General features: G+C 40.6%; 27 protein-coding genes. 10 read left to right on the top strand and 17 right to left on the bottom strand.

Translation table 11 applies throughout. The features are described from left to right. Positions 1–122: 122 nt before the first annotated feature. Both V7K98_RS01220 and arsS read left to right on the top strand, forming a co-directional pair. Complete coding sequence (locus V7K98_RS01220) at positions 123–1,082, top strand: inorganic phosphate transporter (protein WP_335018779.1); 960 nt, start codon at positions 123–125, stop codon at positions 1,080–1,082. Between the two features lie 43 nt (positions 1,083–1,125). After that, complete coding sequence (gene arsS / locus V7K98_RS01215) at positions 1,126–2,133, top strand: arsenosugar biosynthesis radical SAM (seleno)protein ArsS (RefSeq protein ID WP_335018778.1); 1,008 nt, start codon at positions 1,126–1,128, stop codon at positions 2,131–2,133. An 86-nt stretch (positions 2,134–2,219) separates the two neighbouring features. On the opposite strand, the gene V7K98_RS01210 is transcribed toward arsS, so the two are convergent. Both V7K98_RS01210 and V7K98_RS01205 read right to left on the bottom strand, forming a co-directional pair. Beyond that, on the bottom strand, positions 2,220–2,555 hold the full coding sequence (locus V7K98_RS01210) for a type II toxin-antitoxin system RelE family toxin (protein ID WP_335018776.1): 336 nt from the start codon (positions 2,553–2,555) through the stop codon (positions 2,220–2,222). Further along, a complete protein-coding gene (locus V7K98_RS01205; protein WP_335018774.1) occupies positions 2,545–2,808 on the bottom strand; it encodes a type II toxin-antitoxin system Phd/YefM family antitoxin in 264 nt (87 codons plus the stop codon). The genes V7K98_RS01210 and V7K98_RS01205 overlap by 11 nt, the downstream gene beginning before the upstream one ends. Before the next feature lie 158 nt (positions 2,809–2,966). On the opposite strand from V7K98_RS01205, the gene V7K98_RS01200 reads away from it, so the two are divergent. The 3 genes from V7K98_RS01200 to V7K98_RS01190 all read left to right on the top strand — a co-directional run bounded on the left by V7K98_RS01200 (position 2,967) and on the right by V7K98_RS01190 (position 8,562). Further along, on the top strand, positions 2,967–3,974 hold the full coding sequence (locus V7K98_RS01200) for a zinc-dependent alcohol dehydrogenase family protein (protein ID WP_335018772.1): 1,008 nt from the start codon (positions 2,967–2,969) through the stop codon (positions 3,972–3,974). A gap of 9 nt (positions 3,975–3,983) precedes the next feature. Then, the gene (locus V7K98_RS01195) at positions 3,984–6,212 is read left to right on the top strand and encodes a pentapeptide repeat-containing protein (RefSeq protein ID WP_335018770.1); all 2,229 of its coding nucleotides are present in this window, start codon (positions 3,984–3,986) and stop codon (positions 6,210–6,212) included. Positions 6,213–7,407: 1,195 nt separating this feature from the next. After that, entirely contained in the window at positions 7,408–8,562 is a 1,155-nt protein-coding gene (locus V7K98_RS01190; RefSeq protein WP_335018768.1) for a pyridoxal-phosphate-dependent aminotransferase family protein, read from the top strand. Positions 8,563–8,915: 353 nt separating this feature from the next. On the opposite strand, the gene V7K98_RS01185 is transcribed toward V7K98_RS01190, so the two are convergent. From V7K98_RS01185 to petM, 7 genes are all read right to left on the bottom strand, one after another. Then, on the bottom strand, positions 8,916–9,143 hold the full coding sequence (locus V7K98_RS01185; protein ID WP_335018766.1) for a DUF2949 domain-containing protein: 228 nt from the start codon (positions 9,141–9,143) through the stop codon (positions 8,916–8,918). Positions 9,144–9,707: 564 nt separating this feature from the next. Then, complete coding sequence (locus V7K98_RS01180; RefSeq protein WP_335018764.1) at positions 9,708–10,214, bottom strand: DUF192 domain-containing protein; 507 nt, start codon at positions 10,212–10,214, stop codon at positions 9,708–9,710. Positions 10,215–10,607: 393 nt separating this feature from the next. Beyond that, the gene (nblR, locus tag V7K98_RS01175) at positions 10,608–11,294 is read right to left on the bottom strand and encodes a response regulator transcription factor NblR (protein WP_335018762.1); all 687 of its coding nucleotides are present in this window, start codon (positions 11,292–11,294) and stop codon (positions 10,608–10,610) included. A 196-nt stretch (positions 11,295–11,490) separates the two neighbouring features. Continuing rightward, complete coding sequence (locus tag V7K98_RS01170) at positions 11,491–11,637, bottom strand: hypothetical protein (protein WP_335018760.1); 147 nt, start codon at positions 11,635–11,637, stop codon at positions 11,491–11,493. 66 nt (positions 11,638–11,703) lie between these two features. Beyond that, entirely contained in the window at positions 11,704–12,621 is a 918-nt protein-coding gene (locus V7K98_RS01165; RefSeq protein ID WP_335018758.1) for an NAD(+) kinase, read from the bottom strand. Between the two features lie 914 nt (positions 12,622–13,535). Next, on the bottom strand, positions 13,536–14,534 hold the full coding sequence (locus V7K98_RS01160; protein ID WP_335018757.1) for an SDR family oxidoreductase: 999 nt from the start codon (positions 14,532–14,534) through the stop codon (positions 13,536–13,538). Positions 14,535–14,961: 427 nt separating this feature from the next. After that, on the bottom strand, positions 14,962–15,066 hold the full coding sequence (gene petM / locus V7K98_RS01155) for a cytochrome b6-f complex subunit PetM (protein ID WP_012410508.1): 105 nt from the start codon (positions 15,064–15,066) through the stop codon (positions 14,962–14,964). A gap of 200 nt (positions 15,067–15,266) precedes the next feature. On the opposite strand from petM, the gene pdxA reads away from it, so the two are divergent. Further along, positions 15,267–16,361, top strand: a complete 1,095-nt coding sequence (pdxA, locus tag V7K98_RS01150; protein ID WP_335018755.1) for a 4-hydroxythreonine-4-phosphate dehydrogenase PdxA — start codon at positions 15,267–15,269, stop codon at positions 16,359–16,361. Positions 16,362–16,439: 78 nt separating this feature from the next. On the opposite strand, the gene V7K98_RS01145 is transcribed toward pdxA, so the two are convergent. The 7 genes from V7K98_RS01145 to trpB form a co-directional block, all read right to left on the bottom strand. Further along, on the bottom strand, positions 16,440–16,808 hold the full coding sequence (locus V7K98_RS01145; RefSeq protein WP_335018753.1) for an aspartyl protease: 369 nt from the start codon (positions 16,806–16,808) through the stop codon (positions 16,440–16,442). Beyond that, positions 16,805–18,187: a protein rep gene (locus V7K98_RS01140; RefSeq protein WP_335018751.1), complete on the bottom strand. Its 1,383-nt coding sequence runs from the start codon at positions 18,185–18,187 to the stop codon at positions 16,805–16,807. The genes V7K98_RS01145 and V7K98_RS01140 overlap by 4 nt, the downstream gene beginning before the upstream one ends. A 138-nt stretch (positions 18,188–18,325) precedes the next feature. Further along, on the bottom strand, positions 18,326–19,045 hold the full coding sequence (locus tag V7K98_RS01135; protein WP_335018865.1) for a response regulator transcription factor: 720 nt from the start codon (positions 19,043–19,045) through the stop codon (positions 18,326–18,328). Positions 19,046–19,716: 671 nt separating this feature from the next. After that, positions 19,717–20,346: a ribonuclease H-like domain-containing protein gene (locus V7K98_RS01130; RefSeq protein WP_335018749.1), complete on the bottom strand. Its 630-nt coding sequence runs from the start codon at positions 20,344–20,346 to the stop codon at positions 19,717–19,719. An 88-nt stretch (positions 20,347–20,434) separates the two neighbouring features. Then, positions 20,435–20,983 carry a CAP domain-containing protein gene (locus tag V7K98_RS01125; RefSeq protein ID WP_335018747.1) on the bottom strand — a complete coding sequence of 183 codons (549 nt, stop codon included), beginning with the start codon at positions 20,981–20,983 and terminating at the stop codon, positions 20,435–20,437. Positions 20,984–21,330: 347 nt separating this feature from the next. Then, the gene (locus tag V7K98_RS01120; protein WP_335018745.1) at positions 21,331–21,855 is read right to left on the bottom strand and encodes a CAP domain-containing protein; all 525 of its coding nucleotides are present in this window, start codon (positions 21,853–21,855) and stop codon (positions 21,331–21,333) included. A 231-nt stretch (positions 21,856–22,086) separates the two neighbouring features. Then, positions 22,087–23,322: a tryptophan synthase subunit beta gene (gene trpB / locus V7K98_RS01115; protein WP_335018743.1), complete on the bottom strand. Its 1,236-nt coding sequence runs from the start codon at positions 23,320–23,322 to the stop codon at positions 22,087–22,089. Between the two features lie 70 nt (positions 23,323–23,392). Between trpB and V7K98_RS01110 the strand changes: the two genes are divergently transcribed. The 4 genes from V7K98_RS01110 to V7K98_RS01095 all read left to right on the top strand — a co-directional run bounded on the left by V7K98_RS01110 (position 23,393) and on the right by V7K98_RS01095 (position 24,332). Further along, the gene (locus V7K98_RS01110; RefSeq protein ID WP_335018741.1) at positions 23,393–23,602 is read left to right on the top strand and encodes a hypothetical protein; all 210 of its coding nucleotides are present in this window, start codon (positions 23,393–23,395) and stop codon (positions 23,600–23,602) included. After that, on the top strand, positions 23,532–23,705 hold the full coding sequence (locus tag V7K98_RS01105) for a hypothetical protein (protein ID WP_335018739.1): 174 nt from the start codon (positions 23,532–23,534) through the stop codon (positions 23,703–23,705). Before V7K98_RS01110 ends, V7K98_RS01105 begins: the two co-directional genes overlap by 71 nt. Continuing rightward, positions 23,686–24,033, top strand: coding sequence for a translation initiation factor (locus V7K98_RS01100; RefSeq protein WP_335018737.1), 348 nt, complete (start codon positions 23,686–23,688; stop codon positions 24,031–24,033). The genes V7K98_RS01105 and V7K98_RS01100 overlap by 20 nt, the downstream gene beginning before the upstream one ends. Before the next feature lie 140 nt (positions 24,034–24,173). Continuing rightward, the gene (locus V7K98_RS01095) at positions 24,174–24,332 is read left to right on the top strand and encodes a YqaE/Pmp3 family membrane protein (protein ID WP_335018735.1); all 159 of its coding nucleotides are present in this window, start codon (positions 24,174–24,176) and stop codon (positions 24,330–24,332) included. Between the two features lie 649 nt (positions 24,333–24,981). Here the strand turns inward: V7K98_RS01095 and V7K98_RS01090 are convergent. Further along, a complete protein-coding gene (locus V7K98_RS01090; RefSeq protein ID WP_335018863.1) occupies positions 24,982–25,233 on the bottom strand; it encodes a DUF5340 domain-containing protein in 252 nt (83 codons plus the stop codon). Positions 25,234–25,295 lie beyond the last annotated feature (62 nt).

Here is a 25,295-nt window from a genome sequence, read left to right as displayed (position 1 = left end):
GCCTCTGTCACGCTCTGCGAACAGAATAATTCTGTGCAACTGAGGAATTAATTAACAACTTGGATATTTCACTAATTGCATTCTAAATTCTAGATTCTGACTTTTTATTTATAAACCCCAAAATGTTGTTAATTAGTCTATTTATCGCTACGCTTTTTTTAGCATATTGCAATGGTGCCAATGACAACTTTAAAGGGGTAGCAACACTATTTGGCAGCCGAACTACCAGCTATCAAACAGCAATTCTGTGGGCAACTTTTACGACTTTAGGTGGTGCAGCAACTGCAACTTTTTTGGCAGGTACGCTAATTAAAAACTTCTCTGGAAAAGGATTAGTTCCTGATGCGATCGCTAATACACCACAGTTTCATATCGCAGTTGCGATCGCAGCCGGTTTAACTATACTGATAGCCACCCTCATGGGCTTTCCCGTTTCCACAACTCACAGTTTAACAGGTGCTATTGTTGGCGCTGGATTAGTTGCGATCGGACTCAAAGTTAATTTTGTAGCTTTGGAAACCTTCTTTATTTTACCTTTATTACTCAGTCCCATCATTGCTATTGCTTTGGGAGCAGGAATTTACAACTTATTTAGCTATATCAATTCTAAATGTAACTTCCAATTCAATCAGAAAATGATTGATAATTGCCATTTTATCAGCGCTGGAGTTGTGAGTTTTGCTAGAGGATTAAATGATACTCCCAAGATTTTCTCACTCATTCTAGTTATTGAATATTTTTCGGTTCAGGGCGGAATGATCACCATTGCGATCGCAATGGCACTTGGCGGTTTACTCAACTCCCAAAAAATTGCTCTTACCATGAGCGAAAACATTACTTCAATAAATCATACCCAAGGCTTATCAGCAAATATAGTAACCGCTATTCTGGTTATCGCGGCTAGTCGATTTGGGCTTCCAATTTCTACCACTTATGTTTCAGTTAGTTCTATTTTTGGAGTAGGATTAACTGGTAGAAAAGTTAATACGCGTGTTTTTTATCAGATATTATTATCGTGGATTTTAACTTTACCTACTGCTGCAATTATTAGTGGAATAACTTATAGATTATTGCAAGGTTAGAAAAAATAAACATATTTATATCATATTTAAGGAATAGTAACTAATGCAAACTCAATCAAAAGTTATACTAGATTCAACAGTCACACCATTTAAAAACAAACTCAATTCACCTTTGATAAAAAAGGAAATCAGTGTTTTACAAATCAATCTAGGCAAGCGCTGTAACCTTGCGTGTACACACTGTCATGTTGAAGCTGGGCCAAAACGTACAGAAGAACTTTCTACTGAAGTTTGCGAACAATTGATTTCGCTAATTCATAAATCTCCCGAAATTCAAATTGTAGATTTAACTGGTGGCGCACCAGAAATGAATTATGGATTTAAGCAATTGGTAGAAGCAGCAAAAACAACCGGTAAGCAGGTAATTGTCCGGTCTAATTTGACTATTTATTTTGAAGATGGATTTGCTGATTTACCAGAATATTTTGCTAAACACCAAATAAGAGTTGTGGCTTCACTACCCTGCTATTTGGCAGACAATGTTGATAAAATGCGCGGTTCTGGTGTTTTTGATAGTTCAGTCAAAGCTTTACAATGGCTTAACAAACTCGGCTATGGTAAAGAACAAAATTTAATTTTGGACTTGGTATTTAATCCCCAGTTACCCACTAGTGAAAAATTCTCCTTAGCTCCCGAACAGACTAACCTAGAACGAGATTACAAAATGTTCTTACAAGAACATTTTAATATTGTATTTAACAACCTCTTCACCATTACCAACCTTCCAGTTGGTAGAACCAAAATGCACTTAGAACGGAGAAAACTGTACACCAGCTATTTGCAGTTTTTAGAGTCGCATTTTAATCCTGACACAGTTGAACATTTAATGTGCCGCGATGAACTTTCAATTGATTATCTAGGAAATGTGTATGATTGTGACTTTAACCAGATGATGAATTTGCCTGCAAAAACTCGTAATGGTGAAACCTTAACAGTTAGCAAATTGCTAGAAGCTGGCAGTTTAGACCTAATTAGTGAGATCCAAACGGCTGCTTATTGCTATGGTTGTACTGCTGGGTGTGGTTCTAGTTGTGGTGGTGCTTTGCTTTAAGGTTGTTAAAAAAAGTCTGTTACCAAAATTGTTACCAGTAGTCCTTAACTGAACCATATTGGTATTCATCCTCGATTAAGCATTACTCATTCCTCTAACAATCTCTGCAAAAGTGTATAAATGTCCCCTTTGTCACCCTCTTTTCGTAGTCCGAAACCAACCACTAAAACCACGACTTTCTCTAGCTCTACTTTATAAATAATTCTGTATCGTTGACCAACACCTCTGACACTACGATATCCCCTCAGCTTGTCAATTAGAGGTTTTCCCTGCTTTTCTGGATCTGTTTTGAGTTTGTCGATTCTCTCGCTCAAAGATTTCTGATGACGTTTATCCTTAACATCAGTCAACATTTCTAAAGCTAGGGATGTCAGTTCAATTTCATACTCTGTGTTAATCGGTTGTTCTGTGTCAGAGTCCAAGTTGTGCTTTTGCTTCCTTCCAGCTAATGGTTTCTTGCTGTTCCCCTTGGCTTATACTCTCCTGTAGCTGATGAGCAAACTCCCGATCAGATAAGATTGCCAGGGTTTCTAACAAAGATTCAAATTGTTCAAAACTAAGTGCTGCCATTACTGGTTTACCATGCTTAGTGATGATTACTGGTTCATCTTTCAACTCATCCGGCAACTCTAATAGTTGTCGTCGAGCTTCGGTAATGGTTAAGTATTTTGGCATGTAAGTAAGTGTACATTAAAATGTACACTTATTATAACTTTAATGCGATGTCTACGACGAACTACACGTACGCAGTTTTCTCTCAGACATAACTTTGTATCTACCCTCTGCGCTAAAGTTGCATAAGAACGTGCATCTAAAGCCAGGAGGAAAAAGTTGTGAAAGCAGTCTTGATGGCAGCAGCTGGCAGTCCCGAAGTTCTGCAAATACAGGAAGTGCCAAACCCTGATGTTCCTGTAGGTAACACTGAACTTTTAGTGCGTTTGGTTGCGGCTGGCATTAACCCCATTGACACTAAACTTCGTAGCCGAGGCACTTTCTACCCCGATCGCACGCCGACAATTTTAGGATGTGATGGTGCTGGTGTAATCGAAGCGGTGGGTAATGGTGTTCAGCGTTTTCGCCCAGGGGATCAAGTCTATTTTTGCTACGGTGGATTGGGCGCACATCAAGGTAATTATGCTGAATATACCGTTGTGGATGAGCGGTTTGTTGCACCCAAACCCACGTCTATTTCTTTTGCCGAAGCAGCAGCAGCGCCTTTAGTATTAATCACCGCCTGGGAAGCTTTATACGAACGAGGACGATTGGAACCTGGAGAACGGGTTTTCATTCATGCGGGTGCTGGTGGTGTCGGTCATGTAGCAATTCAATTGGCGAAACTTAAAGGTGCTAGTGTTTCTACCACAGTCAGTTCTGAAGAAAAGGCTAATTTCGTCAAAGAACTCGGTGCTGATCATGTAATTTTTTACAAACAAACAGACTTTGTGCAAGCGGTATTAGATTGGACTGGCGGCGAAGGCGTAGACTTGGCTTTTGATACCATAGGCGGCGAAACCTTTCACAAAACTTTCCCCGCAGTGCGAGTTTATGGCGATATTGTGACGATTCTCGAACCAGATACCAATACTGTTTGGAAAACTGCTAGATTACGCAATCTCCGCATTAGTTTAGAATTAATGCTTGCACCAGCGTTGCTAGGATTAGAAGAAAGCCTCCAGCACCATGCAGAAATTCTCGAACAATGTGCCACCTGGATCGATGAAGGCAAGTTAAAAATCCATGTTAGCCACAAATTTCCCTTAAAAGAAGCAGCTAAAGCCCACCAACTAATTGAAAGCGGTTCAGTGACGGGTAAAATTGTTCTACTTATTAGCGACGAATAATCGAACAATTTGCATAATTTATTTTTTAAACGCAAAGGTACGCAAAGGTTAAACGCAAAGGTGCGCAAAGGCATTTCTCTGCGCTTCTCTGCGCTTTCCTTAGCGTTCCTTTGCGTTTTATCAATTCTCCTCTTTCTCCCTCTCCCTAGTTCAGCAGCACAGACGCAACCAGAACGCACACCCTTAACTCTGGAGTTATTACAAGAACGTCTACATACACCGACGCTGCGCGAAGGCAATTTGACGGTAGATTTGCAGAAGATGGTGATTGATTTGCGCCCAGAAAACGCTAGTTTTAGTGATGCTTTTTATAAACTACTGCGAAAAGAGCTAGGTGCAAAACCTCTGGGTTTAGACCTCAGCTATGCCCTGATTTTGGGAGATTTTGTGGGTAGCGATTTGGGTTTAAGAACACCATTGTATGCTCAAGGCATTGCTCCAATTTTCACTGTTACTGAAAAACAAGAATTAGAACGGTTGCGATTTGTTTGTCTGGAGTCACTCACGAATTCCAAAGATTGCCGATCGCTATTAGGAACAGAATCAACCCCATCCAGTGAAATTGCTGTCTTTCGTGGTGTCTTGAAACTTGTACAAACTCGCTTTAATGGCGAAATTAAGTTTTCTCATACATTCTTTCTTCAGTCTGTGGATGCCCAAGGTGCAACGTTTCTCCAATCCACTAATTGGGCTGAAACCCGATTTGGTCGTCCTGTCAGCTTTAGTGGTACTAAATTCAAGCAACTAAGCAATTTTCAGGGTAGTATTTTTTTTGAAAAAGCTAATTTTAAACAAACTCAATTTCAGGAACTCGCTGATTTTCAAGGTAGTATCTTTGAAAAGACTGCCAACTTTAACCAAGCGATTTTTAAGCAGTTGGCTAAATTCAGTAGTGTGCAATGGCAAGAAAATGCTGATTTTTCTGATGTCCGCTTTGCTAATCAAGCCCAGTTTAGTAAAGCAAATTTTAATCAGTCCCTCCTTTTAAGGGAGGCAATTTTTGAGCAAGCTGTCATATTTCGAGAAGTGGAGTTTAATCAATCGGTGAATTTGCAAGGTGCAAGCATTCTCAATCAAGCTGATTTTAGCGATGCTAGATTTTCTACAGACGCTTGTTTAAGCGTACCTGGTTTAACTTTTAATTCTAACCAAGCAAAAATTTTAGGTAATCCTGGTCAAATTGGTATGATGTTCTGCATCCCGACATTGCAAGGCAATCAAAATATTTTGCGGAATTTGGGGCAAAATTTCCGTCAGCAACAACAAGTTACCGATGCTAATGAACTGGAATACACAAAACAAGAACTGCGATTAGTAGAAATGAGTCGCCGTTTGATGGCTACAAATATTAATAGTGCAAGTGTTGCAAGTTTGATCAGACTGGGTTTTTCTGAAACTCAAGCCGCAGCGATCGCTCAACGTCGTCTGATAAAATCTTTTCGTAACAGTAGTGAGTTATTGACTTTAGCAGACATCGATTTAGAGAAATATACTCAACTTAGCGATCGCTTAAGTGTTGGCGAATCCCTTGCTATCGGTGGGTGGTTGCTGCAAGCTTGGAGTTGCTTGGGGTTGAGTGTACTACTGTTGTTGAGTGGCTATGGGACAAATTTTTGGTTAGTGTTTGGTGTGGGAGGAGTTGCGATCGCTTATTTCGGTTTACTATTTTGGCTAGTGGATCGCTATCGTCGCCTGCATCCCGTACCAATTATTCCCACATCCTACGAAACCATTTCTATATTAGTCAGTTTTAGCGTTTTAGAGTTCTTAAGTTTACTAGCCATCTTTCGCAATGCTCAACAACCTTGGCTGACATTGGGTTGTCTTGTCATAATTCTTGTCCCCATACCACTGGCGTTATTGATGCGACTTTACCAACAAGGGCGTTATCACAACTTAATGAATGTTTCTTACTTCACCGAAGACGGCACATTTCGCCAGTTACGATTGTTGATTGGGCGTTTACCAGTCATACCGAGAAATCAGACATTTCGGGAACGATATATGCCTCTACTGAGCGATCGCCGTTGGAACTGGCTCAACTATTATGATTTTAGTCTCAACAACCTAGTTAAATTAGGATTTAACGACATTCGCCTACGAGACGAACATTTACCAGGTATCATCTCTGCACTTGCTTGGTATCAATGGAGTTTAGGTGTAATTTATATCACATTAGTCTTGTGGACTCTTTCCCGCACAATTCCAGGATTGAATTTGCTAATTTATCTGAAGTGAATTACCTACACCTAAACCTTTTTTCTTTTTGGGAAGTAAATAAAACAACCAGCAAAATTTAGATAATGTTAATAATGCGATCGCACTCATTATTGAGATCATCGCTGTTATTTCACCTAGATATTCCAGTGATTCTCAGAATTAAAATTATTAGTAAAAATATTGTTAATTGTATTATCCAGAGAATTCGACTGTTTTATTTATACACGAAAAAGCGCTTGAGAGTTTTGCTCACTCAAGCGCTTCTTCGTAAAAGCTTATACCAACTCACTTGCTTGATGCAACATTTGAAACCTGCAACACTCCCTGATGGGGGAGCATTGCGAGCATAACTTGTGACAAACATGTGGTGAAATGGTATCACTCCTTGCACTAACTAAGAATATCTCTTTTACAAGAAAATGAGGGTTATAGTGAGTGACAGTTTATAAACTGAACACTAGTTAAAAACGACTCACCATGAATAGTAACTAAAAAAACTAAGCACAACTGTAGCAAATTTATAAGTATAGTATAAAAATTTATAGTTTATTAGCAATTACTTGCTTCTGAGTACCGATTCAAAATATGCAGCAATTAGCAGTATACATATCTCAGTTTTGGCACTAAAGAAACCGTAAACTATCAGTGGAAAATTGCTATTTAGTAAGCTAGAAATAGCTTGGATATTGACATAAAAGCGATTTACACCGAAATAAATCATCACCTCTTCAATAGATAGAGGTATTGTTTAAAGAACAGCAATTCAAGAACCAATTCTTAAGCAAAGTAAATTCAAAAGTTTAGGTTAGGTAGTTAAGTATCTTCTATCTCTTCGCAAACGGTAACACTCAACTCTTCCGTATAGTGTAAGCCGCTACTTCCTTCGTTGAAGCAAAACACAGCTTTTTCACCGACGAATCCTGCTAGTCTCCAATAGGCACTCACCTACGACCAAGGGACTGAACCTGGTGTCTAAGTGTATGGTAAGATTGCCTAGAACAAAGATTTTATCTGAGTTAGAGTCTCGTATAAATTGCGAAGGTCAAGCTGACCGTTAATTAACTCCCACGATACTTTTCCTATAGATTTGGAAAATATACAACAAGACTGGTGGGTATCTGACTGTAATTTGTAGATAAATATCTAGAATTTGCTACCAGACTCAACCAACTTCCCACAATTTTGACTTTTATTTGACTTTTAGGATAGACACATGAACGATAAGCTGATGCTAATGATTCCAGGCCCAACGCCGGTGCCAGAAGCTGCTTTACTGGCATTAGCCAAGCATCCGATTGGACACCGAACTAGTGAATTTAGCAATATATTGGCAGAGGTGACAGAAAACCTCAAGTGGTTACACCAAACTCAAAATGATGTACTAACACTGAATGTCAGTGGTACGGGTGCTGTAGAAGCCGGAATAATTAATTTTCTCTCTCCAGGCGATCGCATTTTAGTTGGTTCTAATGGTAAATTTGGCGAACGTTGGGTAGAAGTTGGCCAAGCCTACGGTTTAAATGTAGAAGAAGTGAAGGTGGAATGGGGAAAACCCTTAGACCCCAAAGTATTTGCCGAAAAACTCCAAGCAGATACCCAAAAGCAAATCAAAGCCGTAATTATTACCCACAGCGAAACCTCGACGGGTGTGTTGAATGATTTAGAAACCATCAACCGCCACGTCAAAGAACACGGTGAAGCTTTAATTATCGTTGATGCCGTCACTAGCTTGGGCGCGTTCAATCTCCCCGTGGATGCTTGGGGTTTGGATATAGTCGCCTCCGGTTCCCAAAAAGGTTATATGATTCCGCCGGGATTGGGTTTTGTCTCTGTTAGCCCCAAAGCTTGGGAAGCTTACAAAACTGCGAAGCTACCGAAATATTATTTGGATTTAGGCAAATATCGCAAAGCCACAGCCAAAAATACAACTCCCTTTACTCCCCCTGTGAACTTGATTGTAGCGCTGCACACCACGTTACGAATGATGAAAGAGGAAGGCTTGGAGTCAATATTTGCTCGACATGAACGGCTTAAAAATGCTACCCGCGCCGCTATTCAAGGCTTAAATTTACCCCTGTTTGCAGCAGATAGTTCCGCTAGTCCGGCGATTACGGCTGTAGCACCACAGGGAATTGAATCGGATAAAATTCGGTCATTAATGAAAAAACGCTTTGATATTGCCCTAGCAGGTGGTCAAGACCATTTGAGTAATAAGATTTTCCGCATTGGTCACTTGGGCTTTGTGAGCGATCGCGATATCCTTAGCTGTATAGCATCCTTAGAAGTTACCCTAGCAGAACTTGGATACGAAGGCTTTACCCCTGGTTCTGGTATAGCAGCAGCAGTTAGAGTGTTTACTCAGTTCTAATTGCTCAACATTAAATCAAAAGAGCGAGTTGATAATTTAACTCGCTCTTTTCATTTGTTGTATATAAATAAGTAAAAACCGCCAGAGTTAATAAACCTATATATCAACCTTTGTACAAGGTAGAGTTGATGTGACATCCTTTAATTCTCCTAAATGATACCAAGTTTCCCTAGATAGTATTATTTGCTTTGGAGACAGTCACACAGATGCTTTGACACCAAACAATACTAATTTTGGTGACTTAGTATAATCCCAAACTTGTATAACAAATAGCATTGAGTTGAGTATTGATTGAGATTCAAGTAACAACCTTTGCTAGAGACTTTTAATCCAAAATCTAAAATCGGTATCACCTATGCCGTCTCCAGCCAATCATAAATTTGGTCTAACTGCTCTAGAGTAATCAAACCATACTGCCAAAGAATCATAGCCAAAGGGCCTGGGTCTTGTTCCCGATGGCGCAATGCAACCGCCAGCGATGCTGTGGAAATTGCCAAATCTTCTTGCAAAAAATGAATTAGTCGAGAATATTTTGATGGTGACATTTGGATCTCACCTCCTTGTACAGAATGTATTGTCATATATCAGTTCACCATTGCTCGGTAGCCACTAGCCAGTATTTTATCTGTCACTGTGCCGTTATCGGCTATACACCCCAGCACAGTTTTTTATTTGCCTTTAAGAAAGGCTTCTCAGAGAGGGTCTGAGAAATAGAAACTTTTGTACAAATTATCTGCTCGATTATCAAGCAATATTGTTACTTAGTTAAGTTGTCTCCATCTTATTTACTTATGTAGTATTTAATTACATAAGTAGTAACAAAGATTCCATAGATATACTCTCTTATTGGCGGCTATTTCCACTTACACCCAAGGGTATATTTTTGCAACCAAACTTTAAGACCGCGATTTCAGCTTGGAGACAGTAGAATTTTACATCATTACCACAGTTTTTAAATAGTAGCGTTACAGATGACTTTTTTGCCATAGTACGTGACATTTTTTACAAAAAAAACATAGATTTTAAGTAGTATAGGCTCTGAAGAGAGCAATCATCCAAATCTTTATCTTTATTGGAACAGAATTCATGAGTTGGTCACTGAGCTTGCCTAAGTGCCCAACTCCTGGATTCTTCTTCTGTAATTCTCAAAACTTAATTTTCACAATATCGCCCACTTTCAACTTCAATTCGGCAGCTCTTCCAGAGCGAAGTTCAATTACCTTATCGATTGGTGTGTTGGGGCCATAAGTAGGACAAGGCTCACTTGCACAAGGAGGTGCAGAAGCTTGGATATATTTAACTACACCGTTTTGTAAAAATACCATATCCAAGGCTACAGGTACATTTTTCATCCAGAAACTAATTGATTGTGGTGAAGCGAACCCAAATAGCATTCCTCGGTCATCTGGCAAAGCTGGTCGATACATCAATCCCATCTGTTGCTGTTGTGGTGTCTTCGCCACTTCTAGCTGAATTGTTGTGCCATTAGGAAGAATAGCTTTAGCTGAAATTGGTAATTTTTGACCTAAACTTTCTGGTGCTGGAGTTTGAGAACCAGATGTGGGGGTTGGAGGTTTAGCTGTTGTTGGCACAGAGCAGCCCATCAACAAAACACTCAGCAACATTGAGAATAAACCTAGCCAACGACTCATAATTATTTTTAATTTTGTAATTTAGATTTCAATTTTACAGAATTTCAGCTAGAAAACTCACGACTTTTATTTGTTCCGTAATATACAGCTTTTTTCAGCCTCAATAGACCTCTTGCATAAATTAAAAATATAAGAACCTCACCCCGCCAAAGCTACAGTGTACACAGAAGTCGTTGTTGACGGCATTTTAAGATTTATCGCGCAGCCCTGGAGATACCTCACCCTGATTTTGCTGTGCAAAATCTGTCCCTCTCCTTATTAAGGAGAGGGATTTAAGGAGAGGAGGGGGTAATTCATGAATTACCCCTACCGCTTGTAGTTTTACGTAAGTTCTATAACTAGACAATGCACTTGAGCAACTTGTTGAAGGTAAGCAAACTTGCGCTATGTGTACTAGGATTCTCTTAAAACGTAACCTACGCCGCGCACCGTCTGAATAAGACGCTTTTGACCTTCATCTTCGATTTTGAGGCGCAAGTAACGGATATACACTTCAATGACATTCGACTCGCCCAGAAAGTCATAGCCCCAAACATTCTCTAAAATTTGTTCGCGGGTTAATACCTCACGGGGATGTTCCATTAAGAATTTTAATAGTTCAAATTCCTTCATTGTCAAGTCAATTGCCCGTCCCCCGTGGATAGCGCGGCGAGTTGCGATGTCTAAAATCAAATCTCCAAAGCGTAATTGCTCTGTGGTATCGACATCGGGTTTTAAGTAGAGGCGAATTAACTTCAAAAAGTCTTCTGAGCGGTAAGGTTTGAGGATATAATCATCCGCTCCTGCTTCTAGACAAGCTACACGATCGTCAACGGTATCTCTTGCCATTAAAATTAATACAGGCGATCGCATACCAATGCTTCTCAGATTTTTACACAATGAGAGTCCTGATTCTCCTGCTAGCATTCTGTCTAAAACAATTAAAGCAGGTTGGCGATCGCTACAGTATTGCAAACCACTGGTCGCATCATGAGCCAATATTGATTCATAGCCAGCTTCTTGCAAATCGCAAGAAAGCTGATTTGCTAGGCTCTCATCGGTTTCAATCACCAAAACACAGGGACTTGGAACAACTGTCATAACAATTTGGGATATTGGATTTGGGATTGTAAAGATATTCTAGAGAAAATCTTTACATCAGTTAAAAGTGCAATTACGAGTTTTTAATGATGGAGCAATCCTGATTTGACGCACGGCTAAGAATCTTTTAGCACGTTCAGGTGTCAGCCATCCAATTCTCTGATGCAATCTTAATAACTACATCCAAATACCATCCTTATACCAGTAATTCTGGAAGGAAATTAGTAAATTGGGCACGGGGCATTGGGCGCGGGGCATTGGGCGCGGGGCATGGGGCATAGAGTAAGAGAAACAAAGGGGAAAAACTTTCTGTTTGCTCACTCACCTCTTTAACAATGCCCAATGCCCAATGCCCAATGCCCAATGCCCAATGCCCAATGCCCAATGCCCAATGCCCAATGCCCAATCCCTACGGCAATTCTACCGATGTTGGTTTAGCAATATGTGGCAAGCCCCAACCTAATTTTTCTCGCAAAATTCGGAAAAACTCAGGTGGTTGTAAGCGAATAAATCTGACACTATATTGCGATCGCTCCATATATACTCTATCTTCTGGGAAGACATAGCACCCTCCATTACCATCCACCACCATTACCAGCCGAGGAATGTTGACTGGGTAGATGTTGACCGATTCAGTATCTGGAAATACTAATGCTCTGGAAGCTAGGGAATGGGGACAAATGGGTACTAGCTGTAAAACAGGTACGCCAGGAGTCACAACTGGGCCACCAGCACTTAATGAGTATGCTGTAGAACCAGTAGGTGTAGAAACAATCACACCATCCGCCGCAATATCTACTGGTGCATGACGACCTATGGCAATTTCAAAATGGCACATAGAGGTCAAAGGTTCTCGGTGCAGTACCATTTCATTCAAGCACAGGGCTTCCCACAGTACTGCATCTCCCCGAAATACTTTGACGGTGAGCATGGCTCTTTCTTCAATTTCATACTCACCTGCTATCGCCTGTTCTAGGGCTTGGGGCAATTGATTCAAGAAAGTTTCTGTCAAAAATCCCATGTGACCGGTATTCACTGTTAACAGTGGGATACCACAGGGGGCTACCTGACGAGACGCTGCTAAAACAGTGCCGTCTCCTCCTAACACCACTGCAAACTCCATATCTGAGTCAAAACCAGGGGGCGTTAGACCATCAATGGGGGTGTGGCATACAGGACTATCTGGATTAGAGTAGCCCAATATTCCACCGATACTTGATGTGATACACACATCCCAACCGGCTGCGGTTAGCTTGTCTTTCAACTCAATAGCGACACGACCCGCTATCGGCTTAACGTCATTGTAGATAATGCCTGCTTTCGGCACACTCAAATATCCAATTTTAGGCGATGCTTTATATTATTTGACACTCCCTAGCCTGAAAGCATGAGGATTCTTGGTTGATTGATACACCTTTAAACTGCCTAGCCTTTCGGCATTACTTAAACCAAAAACCCGTTCAATTGAACCAAGTTTCGAGCCTAATTTAGACAGCCCCAGAGGGCTTATCTCCCCAAGCTTTAGAGGATTTCTCCCCTTGTTTCCGTGTGCCCCACGGTACGCTTAATTAACAAGTTTTTGACTTTTCTGGTATGGGTGAGCGTTTGCTACCCCAGCTATGTTTATCGTGGTTTTCGCCGCCCACTAACCATTATTATTTCCTAGCCAGTCGTATTGGGGTTGGTTATCCATTTGTGCTAGCGGTTATTCTACCTGTGATATTGTTTGATTATACCAATCACCGGAAACTTTCAAGACAAATTTAGAGAAGTGAACTACCCCGCCGTAAGACGGACGGGGCTTCCCAATTCATCGGGAATAGCTTCCAGAACTTCGTAGTACTAAAAAGTCTTACATTCCCTCCAAGGGCAGGAGTCCTGGTTCCCAAGACCCAAATTTTTCTCTTGCAACATATACCTATTAGCTTGGTTTTCGCTTGCGGCATTGATGGTCAAGACATTAGTTATCTTACCAGAAAATTTTGGGGATTCGTCATATATCCAGTATTTGTATTTTGCTTCCCGCTTAAAAACAATCCTGGATGCAATTCTCACCCCCCGCTCACAATCCCCACCTTATCAGTACATTGTTCGCGTTAGCGTCTCCAAGAGTTGGTGGGGACTTCCGCGACACCTTAAAGTCGTCCTAGAAGGACGGGGCTTTTACCATTTTTGGTCATGTAGCCTGAAGTCAAATATCCAGAGTGTAGAGTTTCATGACTAATGTCTGTTTTGTAATTACTATTGACTATTAGCTTTTGAAGACTGTTTAAAAGGAGTTTTTTTAGGTTTCTGCTTTTTATTTTTATTTTTCTGGTAGTCTACCTCTTTGAGCTTCTTCATAATCCGACTGAAGTACTCTTGGAGATAGCTTTCTAGGGTTGTGGTTTGTTGCGGATCTAAGCCAAAAACTGTATATACTTCATCCATTGAAGCATTTAGCTGTTTCCCGCTAGCCAACACTTCTGTAAACGCTAGCCTGTCTGCTACGTTCCATCCCCACTGAAAAGACCGCATTAAGCCCCGCACGGCACGCAATAAGTTTATCGGCATCCGTGTTACCCTGGCATCTTTTCCAGATAAGCGTTCGCACAGGTTGATGATTTCTTCTGCACTCCATGCACGAGTCCCAACTACAGGAAAAGCTTGGTTTTCCGTTTCGGGCAAAGTCAATGCACGGATTGCAAACTTAGCAATGTCTTGAGTATCCATATAGGCAATGGGAGAAGAATTACCAGTTACCCAAACTGGCTGTGCTTCCAAAATCGGAATCCCATACTGACCGATTAAGCCTTGCATAAAACCAGCTAGGCGCAAGATGGTATAATTCAAGCCTGACTCAGCAAGGAATAGTTCTGTACATCGCTTAATTTCCATTAGCGGCACTTCTGGATATTTATCGGCATCCAAAATTGAAAAGAAGATGAAACGCTCTACACCTGCTGCAATTGCTGCTTTAATTAATGCTACTTTGCCTTCCCAGTCAACTTGTTTGATACTCAATGAATCTGTAGGACGAGATGTTGAGGCATCAATAACTTGGGTTATACCTTTTAATGCATCGGCTAGGGTATCGGGGTAACGTAAATTTCCTGGTACTAGTTCCGCACCCCATTCTTTGAGAAAAGCTGCTTTTTTGCTACTCCGCACGAGGCAGCGTACTTTATATCCCTCATCGATTGCACGACGAGCCACTTGTCTTCCTAAGGTGCCAGTGGCACCGACAATTAATAATGTCATGAGGGTTGTAATAAATTTTAATGTTTTATGAAAAGAATGTTATCAGAATAACCTATGCAAACAAAAGTTTACATCTTTTCTCAGAAAATCGTTTTTTATGAAAGAATTTACGGGAAAATTGCTGTCCGTTTACCGGACAAGCTTTTTTCCCAGTTAGCGAAAAGTATGAATGCGAATTTGGTACAGCTTTGCGTAAAATCGTAGTGAATTGAGGGTTAAGTTTTCAACGCAGAGGGGAGGCAGCACGGTCTTGGGGGTTTCCCCCATGAGCGACTGCCGTCGCAGAGGGAAGCGCAGAGTCACGCAGAGAATTCGCTACGAATTAATGAAATGTTGTATTTAGTGCGAACAGAACTTTTCGATGAACAAGGGAGTAGGAGAGATGAGAGGGATGAGGAAGAATAATAACTCCTAACTCAGCACTCAACTATTCTTCTCCGCCTTGAATTTTCAGTAACAAAGCACCTAAGCCCCAGCCCACAAAGATTAAACCGAAGGACAATATAGCTGCATTCAAAATTTCGCCGCCCATTGGTGTGATTCTCCTTATGCAAATTAGTGTGTGTAAACTAGGTCTAGCAGAAGCTTTTCAATAGTTGCTGTAGGATTAGACCTGTGTAAATAATTTTAAACTAGTTTAGCAAGTAATCCCTACTGGCTTGGGGAGCAATCCCTACTCTAGGAGCGAGGAAATGGGGAAATTTTGATGATAATTCTTATGACGAAATCTTAATGTATCAAAATAATCAAGATAGCTTAGTAAATTCTCGCCAAGATAACCGCCCGCGTTTGGCGTTGACGCTGGGAGATCCGGCGGGGATTGGGCCGGAGGTGATTTTGAAAGCTTTAGCAGAACCGGAATTTAGTAAAAAATACGACGTAACGGTGGTGGGTAACTGTGATTTGCTGGCACAGACTTATCACAAATTGAATTTAACTGAGAATTTAGCACCTTTAGCAAATCCAGAAGAGTTGTCTGTTAGTGATGTGCAGTTGGATGAAGAAATTAAAGGTCAAATTATCCCAGGAATAGGTAATGCGGCCAGTGGTGCAGCTAGTTTTGCCTATATGGAATATGCGATCGCACAAACACTTGCTGGTAAATTTGATGGGATAGTCACGGGGCCCATCGCTAAATCTGCTTGGAAAGCCGCAGGGTATAATTATCCAGGGCAAACGGAACTTTTGGCAGAAAAGTCAGGTGTTGACCGTTTTGGGATGTTATTTGTAGCGCGATCGCCCCATACTAATTGGATACTCCGAACTTTACTTGCTAGCACACATATTCCTTTACGTCAAGTAGCGGATACATTGACACCGCAGTTGTTGACACAAAAACTGGATTTGTTGGTGGAGTGTTTAGAGAGAGATTTTGGGATAGAAAATGGGAGAATTGCGATCGCAGGTTTGAATCCCCACAGTGGCGAACAGGGACAACTTGGACATGAAGAACAAGATTGGTTAATTCCTTGGTTGGAGCAAGAGCGGCAAAATAGACCACAATTGCAACTAGATGGGCCGATACCGCCAGATACGATGTGGGTTAAACCTGGTCAAGCTTGGTATGGAAATTCTGTAGTAAAAAATCCTGCTGATGGCTATTTGGCACTTTACCACGACCAAGGCTTAATTCCTGTGAAGCTGATGGCGTTTGATCGGGCAGTTAATACTTCTATAGGTCTTCCTTTTGTTCGGACTTCACCGGATCATGGAACAGCCTTTGATATTGCAGCTAAGGGAATTGCTGATGCTACGAGTATGAAAGCAGCGATACATTTAGCAGCTGAGTTGGTTAGTCGAAGATTGGCTAAGAAAAATTATCAATGATTATGTCTAGAAATATAACTGATCGCGAAGTACTAATTAAAAGTCTCTAAGACGTATTACAGTATTTTACTCATAATCTCAACTATTTCCCAGTGTTAAGACTCCCGCCGGAAAATCCACCACTAAACGTCGATTTTTCAGCCACTGACGGCCGAGTAAAAGTTCCGAAACTCCATCACCTGCATAAACTGGTATATTAAACTCTTGTCCATCTATTCGCACTTTTCCAGCGTAGATATCAAAGTTTGCTTCTCCCTTTGCTAGTTGCATACTTCGTTCACCTAAATACACCCAATCAAATTCCTCTAAATCCTGCTTGTCAATGGCTAGCCAGCCTGAAAATCCTGTATCTAGCATGGCATCGACAGGTAATTCTAAACCATCAGCAGTAATTAACTCTATTTCAAAGAATAGCTGTTCCTCATCACCAAAGCTGCCTTGAATCATATTGTGCCAGCTATTCCTGTTTCATTAATCCGAAATATAAACACCGGAGCATTCGGGTGGTGCTGGCGAGACTTATTTATAGCAGCTAATTCATCTGTATCAATGGAATAATCTCCACTCTCAGGCTCAACAGCCATGTACCAGTTGTAGTGAGTTTTGATTAACTCTGGTTTAACTCGGTCAAAAATAACTTTACCGCGTTGGTAAAATATCTCTTGTTGAGCTTTCCATTGAGCTTTTTTTTCTTCTGACCACTGAATATCAGGGAATATTCTTCCCCGGCGAACTGTGCGAATAGGCTTTGGATTAGTCATTGTTGTTTTTACCAATCTACTTTGAGATTTTATAAATTTATCATCGAAGCTATTTACTATATTAAATCTTTGTAACTTGCGCTCCCATCGGAAAAACAAACTTTCCCCATCCACCTCATCCGTCTCTTCACTTTCATCAATGAGGTCTTGGTTTTTCTCCTCTAATTCGCGCATATACTGCCTGAGTATACCCCCAACAGCGATCGCTCTACTTTTATGCAGTTGACGGGTTAACTCTAGAAACCATTCTCTATCACCTACTAAATCTGACTCTTTCACCTGATACTTGAGGATTTCTGGGATAAGTAGTGATGGGTTATGATGTTTAGCGTAGACGCGAAGCGGCTTGTCGCCAGACATCGCGCTAATATGAACAACGGGCTGGTAATCAATCCGTAAGCACTGCTGCCACAACGCTACCCATTTGGCATGAGAAAGATAGCCATGACTGAAATAGGAAGGCGGCACCATTGCCAAAATATGTAAATGCGGGTGTGCCGAGACTCCATCTTTACCTTTGGTGACTTCTATGGACTTTACCCAACCTTTCATAGTCCATGCCTTCAACTCAGTTAATCGCTTAAAAGCTTTATTTATCGAGTCCAAGTTTTCCTTAAGTTCCTCAATCTGACAATTCTTTACAGTCAAAGTAACAAACAGCCACCGATGCTTGGGGTAATCAGTGACAACCTGTGGGAGAATTTTGTAAGCTCTTGCTTTCCACATTAGCGATCGCCGCCACTGACAAACTGGACAATGACGAACCCTACAGAATCGGGCATCTGATAGTTTTAACCTGAAAATACCTTCCGATTCGTCTGGTACTAATTGAAATTTCAGCAACTCGGAACAGATTCTCATCCGCCAAGCATACTGCTGAAAATAATGTTCGTCTGCTTTGGCGTAATAATGTAAGACTTTATCAGTATTAGCTCTGTGCTTGTCCCAAATTTTACCTATAGGCGAAACTTCGGATAAACTCTGTACATTTTGATTTTGTTGGAACTTATCTTGAGACGATAGATTAAAAGCAATAAAGTTACTGTCTGAGGCTTGAACAGACACGAAATCACTAAATCAGTTTGTATGAACGTCCCAAAGTAACGCAAATTATAAAGTCAAGCCTCAGAAAAATTACTTAAGTAACCAAGAAGACAATGCTGGTTAATTCTTTGTTATAAACTACTCCTGAAATCGGAAAGCTTAGGAAGTAGTATTTTCATCGGGTGCTTCAAACTTGTAACCATAGCCGCGTACAGTTTTAATAAACTCTGGTACGCTAGGATCGACTTCCATCTTCTTGCGAAGCTGACCAATATGCACATCAACCACCCGGCCATCTCCTATGTAGTCGCAACCCCAAATTTTTTGGATTAACTGTGGGCGACTCCACGCCTGATTAGGATGACTCGCCAAAAAATGTAAAATATTAAATTCCAGCGCTGTTAAAGCAAGAGGCTTATCATTAAGTGTCACCTCCCGACCCTCTGGGTTAATTACTAGCTGCTTAAAAATGATCCGTTGAGTTGCTGAAGGGTTAATGTAGCGTATCCGTCTCAAAAGAGCTTCTATTCTAACTTCTACTTCTGCAAGACTAAATGGTTTAGTCATGAAATCATCAGCACCTGCACTCAGAATTTTAATTTTATCAGCCTCATCAGTCCTACTAGTCAGTATCAGCACTAAAACATTAGTCCGACTCTGCATTTCTTGGCAGAGGCTATAACCATTAACATCCGGCAAATTCCAATCCAGAATTACTAAAGCTGGGTTGAATTGCTCAAACATTGATAATGCAGTCTTACCATCTGCCGCCGCTTCTATTTGATATTTCCGACTCAAAAAACGATGGACGAGATTTCTCACACCGAAGTCGTCATCAACAATCAGAATTTTGGGAGTAGTAGCGGTAATCATAACCATAATGCTGCCTATTGTAGATTGGGCGATTCGCTGTTGCGCCAGTTTTGCTGTACGTGTTTCTGTTGAGAGTGGATTCACGCGCGTCTCTGCTGAGTCCGATCGCTACTGTAGTACTTGTATACAATTAATTTTCCATGAAGATATAAAAATTTTAGTCATCGCAATGCTTATAAAATGTATAATATTTGCATAAGTTTAAATTTATATTGTATAATTACCAGCTTTTCTACTTCCTTTAAATAAGTGTAATTGAAGACCATTTCTACAAGCACAAATAGTTTAGATAAACACCAGACATGACGGCAGTTGCTATAACTTTGGAAAAGTAACGCACTCTCTGATTAATTAGCTATCCATAAAAGCTTACAAATCAAGCCATAAGCCAATCAGATTATACCCAGCCCTACTTTAACCAATGGCTATCTGCTCCTGAAAAGGAAGTACGAAAATTTACTAAGCGTGTATTTACATATAGCCACCTTTTTAAGCATATACTATACCACAAATTTCAGCCTGAGACTATGACAAGTCAAGGACTTAGAGCATCAACAAAAGGTGTTAGGGCAGCAAAAACAGTTTTAATCTAAGCATAAAAACTGGGATGCACCCAGATGAAAATCTATCTTGCAATGCCCAACGCACTATTTAAAAGAGATTAACTTTTTGATTAATTAATGTTCAAACAAATCTTTAAATTGCAATAAATCTAAGGAAACTATAGTAGGCAGAAATTCAAAACATTCTTGAGCAACTTTCCAACGTTCTTCTCGTTTGAGCATTTCTGTTAATTTTTGCTGCACACTAAGTAAGTAGCGCACATCATTGGCAGCATAATTAAGTTGAGCTTCAGATAAACTAGCGGCGTTACCCCAATCAGAACTTTGAGAGCTTTTATCCAGTTCCACTTTTTCTAACTCTTGCACTACATCTTTGAGTCCGTGGCGATTTGTGTAAGTACGGGCTAACTTACTGGCAATTTTGGTGCAAAAAACAGGGTTAACCTGAATCCCCAAATTAGCCCGCAAAGTAGCCAGATCAAAGCGAGCAAAGTGAAACACTTTTACAACATTCGCCGCTTCCAAGAGTTTTTTTAAGTTCGGGGCTTCAGTTTGTCCTTTGGCTATGCGGATTGCAGTGACTTTCCCCTCTAGGTTGCACAGTTGGACGAGACACAAGCGATCGCGCTGTGGCAATAATCCCATAGTTTCTGTGTCAACTGCGATCGCACTTGATTCTAAGTACTGTCCAAGGGCTGCGTCACTGAGATCGCGATCGCTCACCTGAAAATCTTGTAATGTCATGAATTTTTCAACAATAATAGCAGTGTCTAGCAGATAAAAGTCTTGTCAGACACTACATTATTATTGTGCAAAAAACCAGAAATTAAATCTACCTAGCACGAAAAAATATTTGTGTCAGGTAAACTTCGCCTTGATTATTAGTAGCAACGCCAATTCCAGTAAGATTGTAATTTCCTTTCAGATTCTTTAGATGTCCCGGACTCTTAATCCAACCACTAACAGCTTCCTCTACAGGATTGCTATATCCCCGGTTGAAAGCAACATTTTCCGCCGCACTGTTGTAGCGAAGAGGGATAGCTTTGACTCGCTTTTCAAATCCCTGATGGCTAAATGGGGTTTTCCCCTTAGCCATATTTTGACTATGAATTCTTGCTTGTCGAGTAATATTTGCATTTAGGGTCAACTTTGACAGTCCTTTGGAAGCCCGATATCGATTAATTTGCTCAAAAACTGATTTTTCTAGCTCAGTAGTTTTAAAAGTAGGAGTCGATATTGCAACCTGACTCGAAAAAAGCGACAACAGCTTATTACGGGTGGATGTATTCGTAGAAGGATGATTTGGTATCGGAACAGCCGTTAATCCACTAGCAAGGACAAGCGCACTTAAAGCGATGCCAAAAGCAGTTTGTCGGAACATGAAGAATTGCGTAATGTTTAGAGATAATAAGACTTCTACTCTAACTTATGGTTTTGAAGATATATACCACGATACTATTAAGTATTGATGAATTTCGGCGATTTGCCTACATCCTTTACAGGAAGTACAAATAATCTTTTCAAATTGTCAATATTTCAATAGATCAGCTTCATAAAATCATGCTGATTTTTGCTGAAAATTAATGATTTTTATGAATTAATAAAAAATAATGTAGTATTCAATAAAAAAATGTCATTTAGACTACATTATTTAACATTTAACAACAGCTTTGTCAACAGACATAAATCTGGGGAATTTCAGAAAAAATCTAAATTTTGCTAAACCTATCAGCGAAGAAAAATTTGTGTGAAATACACTTTGCCTGTATTAGTGGCAGCAACACCAATCCCCGTTTGATCGTAATTGCCTTTGATATTAGCTAGATGCCCTGGACTTTTGAGCCAGCCTTGAACGGCTGTCGTAGCAGGGTCGCTATATCCCTGGTTATAAGCGACATTTTCACCAGCCGCTCTGTAAGAAATACCGATTGCTTGAATACGTTCTGAAAATCCTGTATGTCCAAAAGGAACTTCCCCATTAGCCATTTGCTGACTGTGAATTCTGGCTTGATTATCGATAGCAGAATTACGAGCCAGCGCTGGTAGCCCTTGGGAAGTTCTGTAGTTATTAATTTGGGTGAAAGCCGACTCTTCTAGAGCAGTAGTGTTGATACTAGATGCTGCAATCTTGAAAGTATTAGTTGATACGTTTGATGATACTGGTGTAAAATTTTGATTTGTTACAAGAGTAGCGATCGCTCCACTACTGAGAACAATAGTACTTACAATGCCGTAGACGCTTGTTATAAACATTTGCTGAAAGTAAAGTTCCAGACAATCTAACCAAACTAATGTCAATGTGACAAATGGCTTATAAGTCTATATACCTTTCTTATGGCGGTTTTATGTTCAAAAACTACCAGCAAACGTTTAAATTCACAATCTTACGAAAAAATCGTACTATTTATAAAAAATTTCACATCTACCATTAGGATCATTGTTTTGATATATATTGCTGCTTCCTCCCAAATATTTTACGTAGATTTACGCTGGATCTAATAACTTAGCTACCGTTTGTACATCTTTATCACCGCGTCCAGAGCAGTTAATTACAATTCGGGGACTACCGCTTAGTTGAGGACATAGGGTTTCGAGATATGCGATCGCATGGGCTGTTTCTAATGCTGGGATAATCCCTTCCAATTTCGATAATCGCTGGAATGCTGCCAACGCCTCTGCATCCGTCACACTATAATACTCGGCGCGACCAGTGTCTTTCAAATAGCTATGTTCTGGCCCCACACCAGGATAATCTAACCCTGCACTAATTGAGTGCGCCTCAATGATTTGCCCATCTTCATCTTGTAATAGATAGCTCATTGCTCCGTGCAATACACCAACTCGTCCTTTTGTCAAGGTTGCTGCGTGTTTTTCGGTATCAACACCTTCTCCTGCTGCCTCAACCCCAATGAACCGGATAGAAGACTCATTCATAAACTCATAGAATAGTCCCATCGCATTGGAACCACCACCCACACAAGCCAAGAGAATATCAGGCAATACACCCCACTTTTCCATTGCTTGGGCGCGAGTTTCTTGTCCAATTACTGCATGGAAATCACGTACCATCATTGGGTAAGGATGGGGGCCTGCTACCGAACCCAGGATGTAATGAGTTGTTTCCACATTTGTTACCCAGTCGCGGATTGCTTCAGAAGTGGCATCTTTCAGGGTTCCAGTTCCCGCTTCCACCGGACGCACTTCTGCCCCCATTAACTGCATTCTGAAGACATTTAAAGATTGGCGTTCCATATCATGAACACCCATGTAAATTACGCATTCCAGCCCAAAACGAGCGCAAACTGTGGCTGTAGCAACTCCATGCTGTCCAGCACCAGTTTCGGCAATAATCCGTTGCTTACCCATGCGTTTCGCTAACAATACCTGACCAAGAGCATTATTGATTTTGTGAGCGCCAGTATGATTTAAATCTTCGCGCTTTAAATAAATTTGTGGCCCCGTGCGATCGGGCCGGGCATAATGAGCAGTCAGGCGTTCAGCGAAATATAATGGTGTGGCACGTCCCACATAATCCCGTAACAACTGCTGTAATTCTGCTTGAAAACCGGGGTCATTGCGGTATTGCTGATAAGCTGTTTCTAATTCAGCAAGCGCAGGCATCAGCGTTTCAGGTACATACTTACCGCCGAAGCGTCCAAAGCGACCTAGCGAATCGGGAACCTGAACAGTTGTTGATGGAGAGAGGGGAGTGGTAGTCACAGGCTGTTTTCGATGACGGGAATAACTTAATTATTATAGAAAAGTCTGGGACATATCTGGGGAATGGGGAATGGGGAATGGGGAATGGGGAATGGGGAATGGGGAATGGGGAATGGGGAATGGGGAATGGGGAAGAAGCAAGGGAGCAGGGAGAGATGAGGGAGATGAGGGGGAAGAATTAATAACCAATACTCAATGCCCAATACTCAATGCCCAATTCCCAATGCCCAATGCCCAATGCCCAATTCCCAATTCCCAATCCCTTGCAATGGATTTGTAATGTTAGCCTAGAAGTTGATATCCCAGCAGGATGGTTGCGTAGAAGTTTCCACTGCTTTGAAATTTTTCTTAAACATTTATTTTATGTCTTCTTCCAATTCTAAATCTTCTGACAAAGGCTTTGTCTACCGCGAATTTGGCAACGACAACTCCGCCGCCACAGAAAGACCAATTCTAGAACTACCTCCACAGCAACAAAATCTTAAAGTACAAGCTTCCCGCAAAGGACGCAAAGGTAAAACTGTCACAGTGATTAGCGGTTTTCAAGCTAAACCAGAAACCTTGACAGATTTGGTGAAGCAGTTGAAATCCCTGTGTGGGACGGGTGGGACACTTAAAGATAACGAAATTGAAATTCAGGGCGAACACAAGCAGAAAATTGTCGAGATTTTGACAAAGCTAGGGTATAAAGCCAAAATTAGTGGTGGCTAATTTTGAGTGCGGTTTCCCGCATCTTAATCGTGACCTCGATTGAGAAAGGGAATGTTATCTTTGAGAGGTACAAATATGCTTGACCAGTGGTAAAGAAGTTACCCAACAAGCTTTTTTAGTAATATTAATAGGAGGTTTCAATGGATTTAGTTCGGATTCTGTGTGCCATTTTCGTACCGCCTTTGGGAGTTTTTTTACAAGTAGGTTTTGGCGTAGATTTTTGGATCAATATAGTATTGACGCTTTTTGGTTACATTCCTGGAATTATTCATGCAGTGTGGATAATTGCTAGGAAATAATTTTTGTGAGAGTAGCTTGGCTGTAACAATCTCGATAGAGGCAATTCATGAATTGCCTCTAAAAAAAGCTTATAAGTTGGATATATACACGGCTAGATTAAAATATTTTTAGATAATAAATAACTATCCATTCTACTAAAAAAATCTCTAAGTAGAGCGGCGTAAATAATTAAAGGTTTGTAGTGAGGACTTTAGTCCACTCGTGCGAGACGCTACGCGAATAAATGAGGGCTGTTCGCAAAGCGTTCCCGTAGGGTAGCCCTCACTACAAACTAATCTCAAGATTTTTTACATTACTTAATCTAGTTTGATTTATTCTCGCCTACTTACTTAAGAGGTTATTTATAAAGTGAAAATAAAATTATTGTAGGGTGTATTTGTTAGGTGCATGTTTCAAGATGGTTTGTTACAGAAATGCAATCAAAGCGCCTAACGCACTGCCACATAATAACACGGTGCGTTAGGCTAAAGCCGTAACACACCCTACTTAATATTTACTTTATAAATAGTCTCTAAAGACACGAGAAGTTATGCCTCTAAACGTATAAATTTTTGTGGCAGTCAATCCTGAATTAGCTCTCATCCTGATAATAGTAATATTTCTTAACGAAGATGCAAAATTTGAGGTTTAAATATCAAGTTATTAGTTTTAATCGGGGGCAACAACTTTGCTACCGTTATGATGGTTGATTGACCAACGATGATCGATAGCCACTGAGGAAAACTCGCAAATTTCTTCTAGCCGCTTTTGTTGTACCGCAGCTTTACGGAGAGTAATAATTAGTTGATTTACCTGATGTCGTAAATCTGGATTATCATTTACTGCTAACATAGTTTGTCTTTCTAACAATTGAAGTATAAGTTCGTAGTGAATAGGTGAAGGTAGAGGAATTTGCTCCATGAAGTTCAATTTTGATTTCATATTTTGAATTTTGTATTAGTCAAATTTCATCTCTTATAAAT

It is taken from the genome of Nostoc sp., from assembly GCF_036917435.1.
In the GTDB taxonomy this organism is placed as follows: Bacteria; Cyanobacteriota; Cyanobacteriia; order Cyanobacteriales; family Nostocaceae; genus Nostoc.
This window is presented reverse-complemented; position numbering and strand designations above follow the sequence as displayed.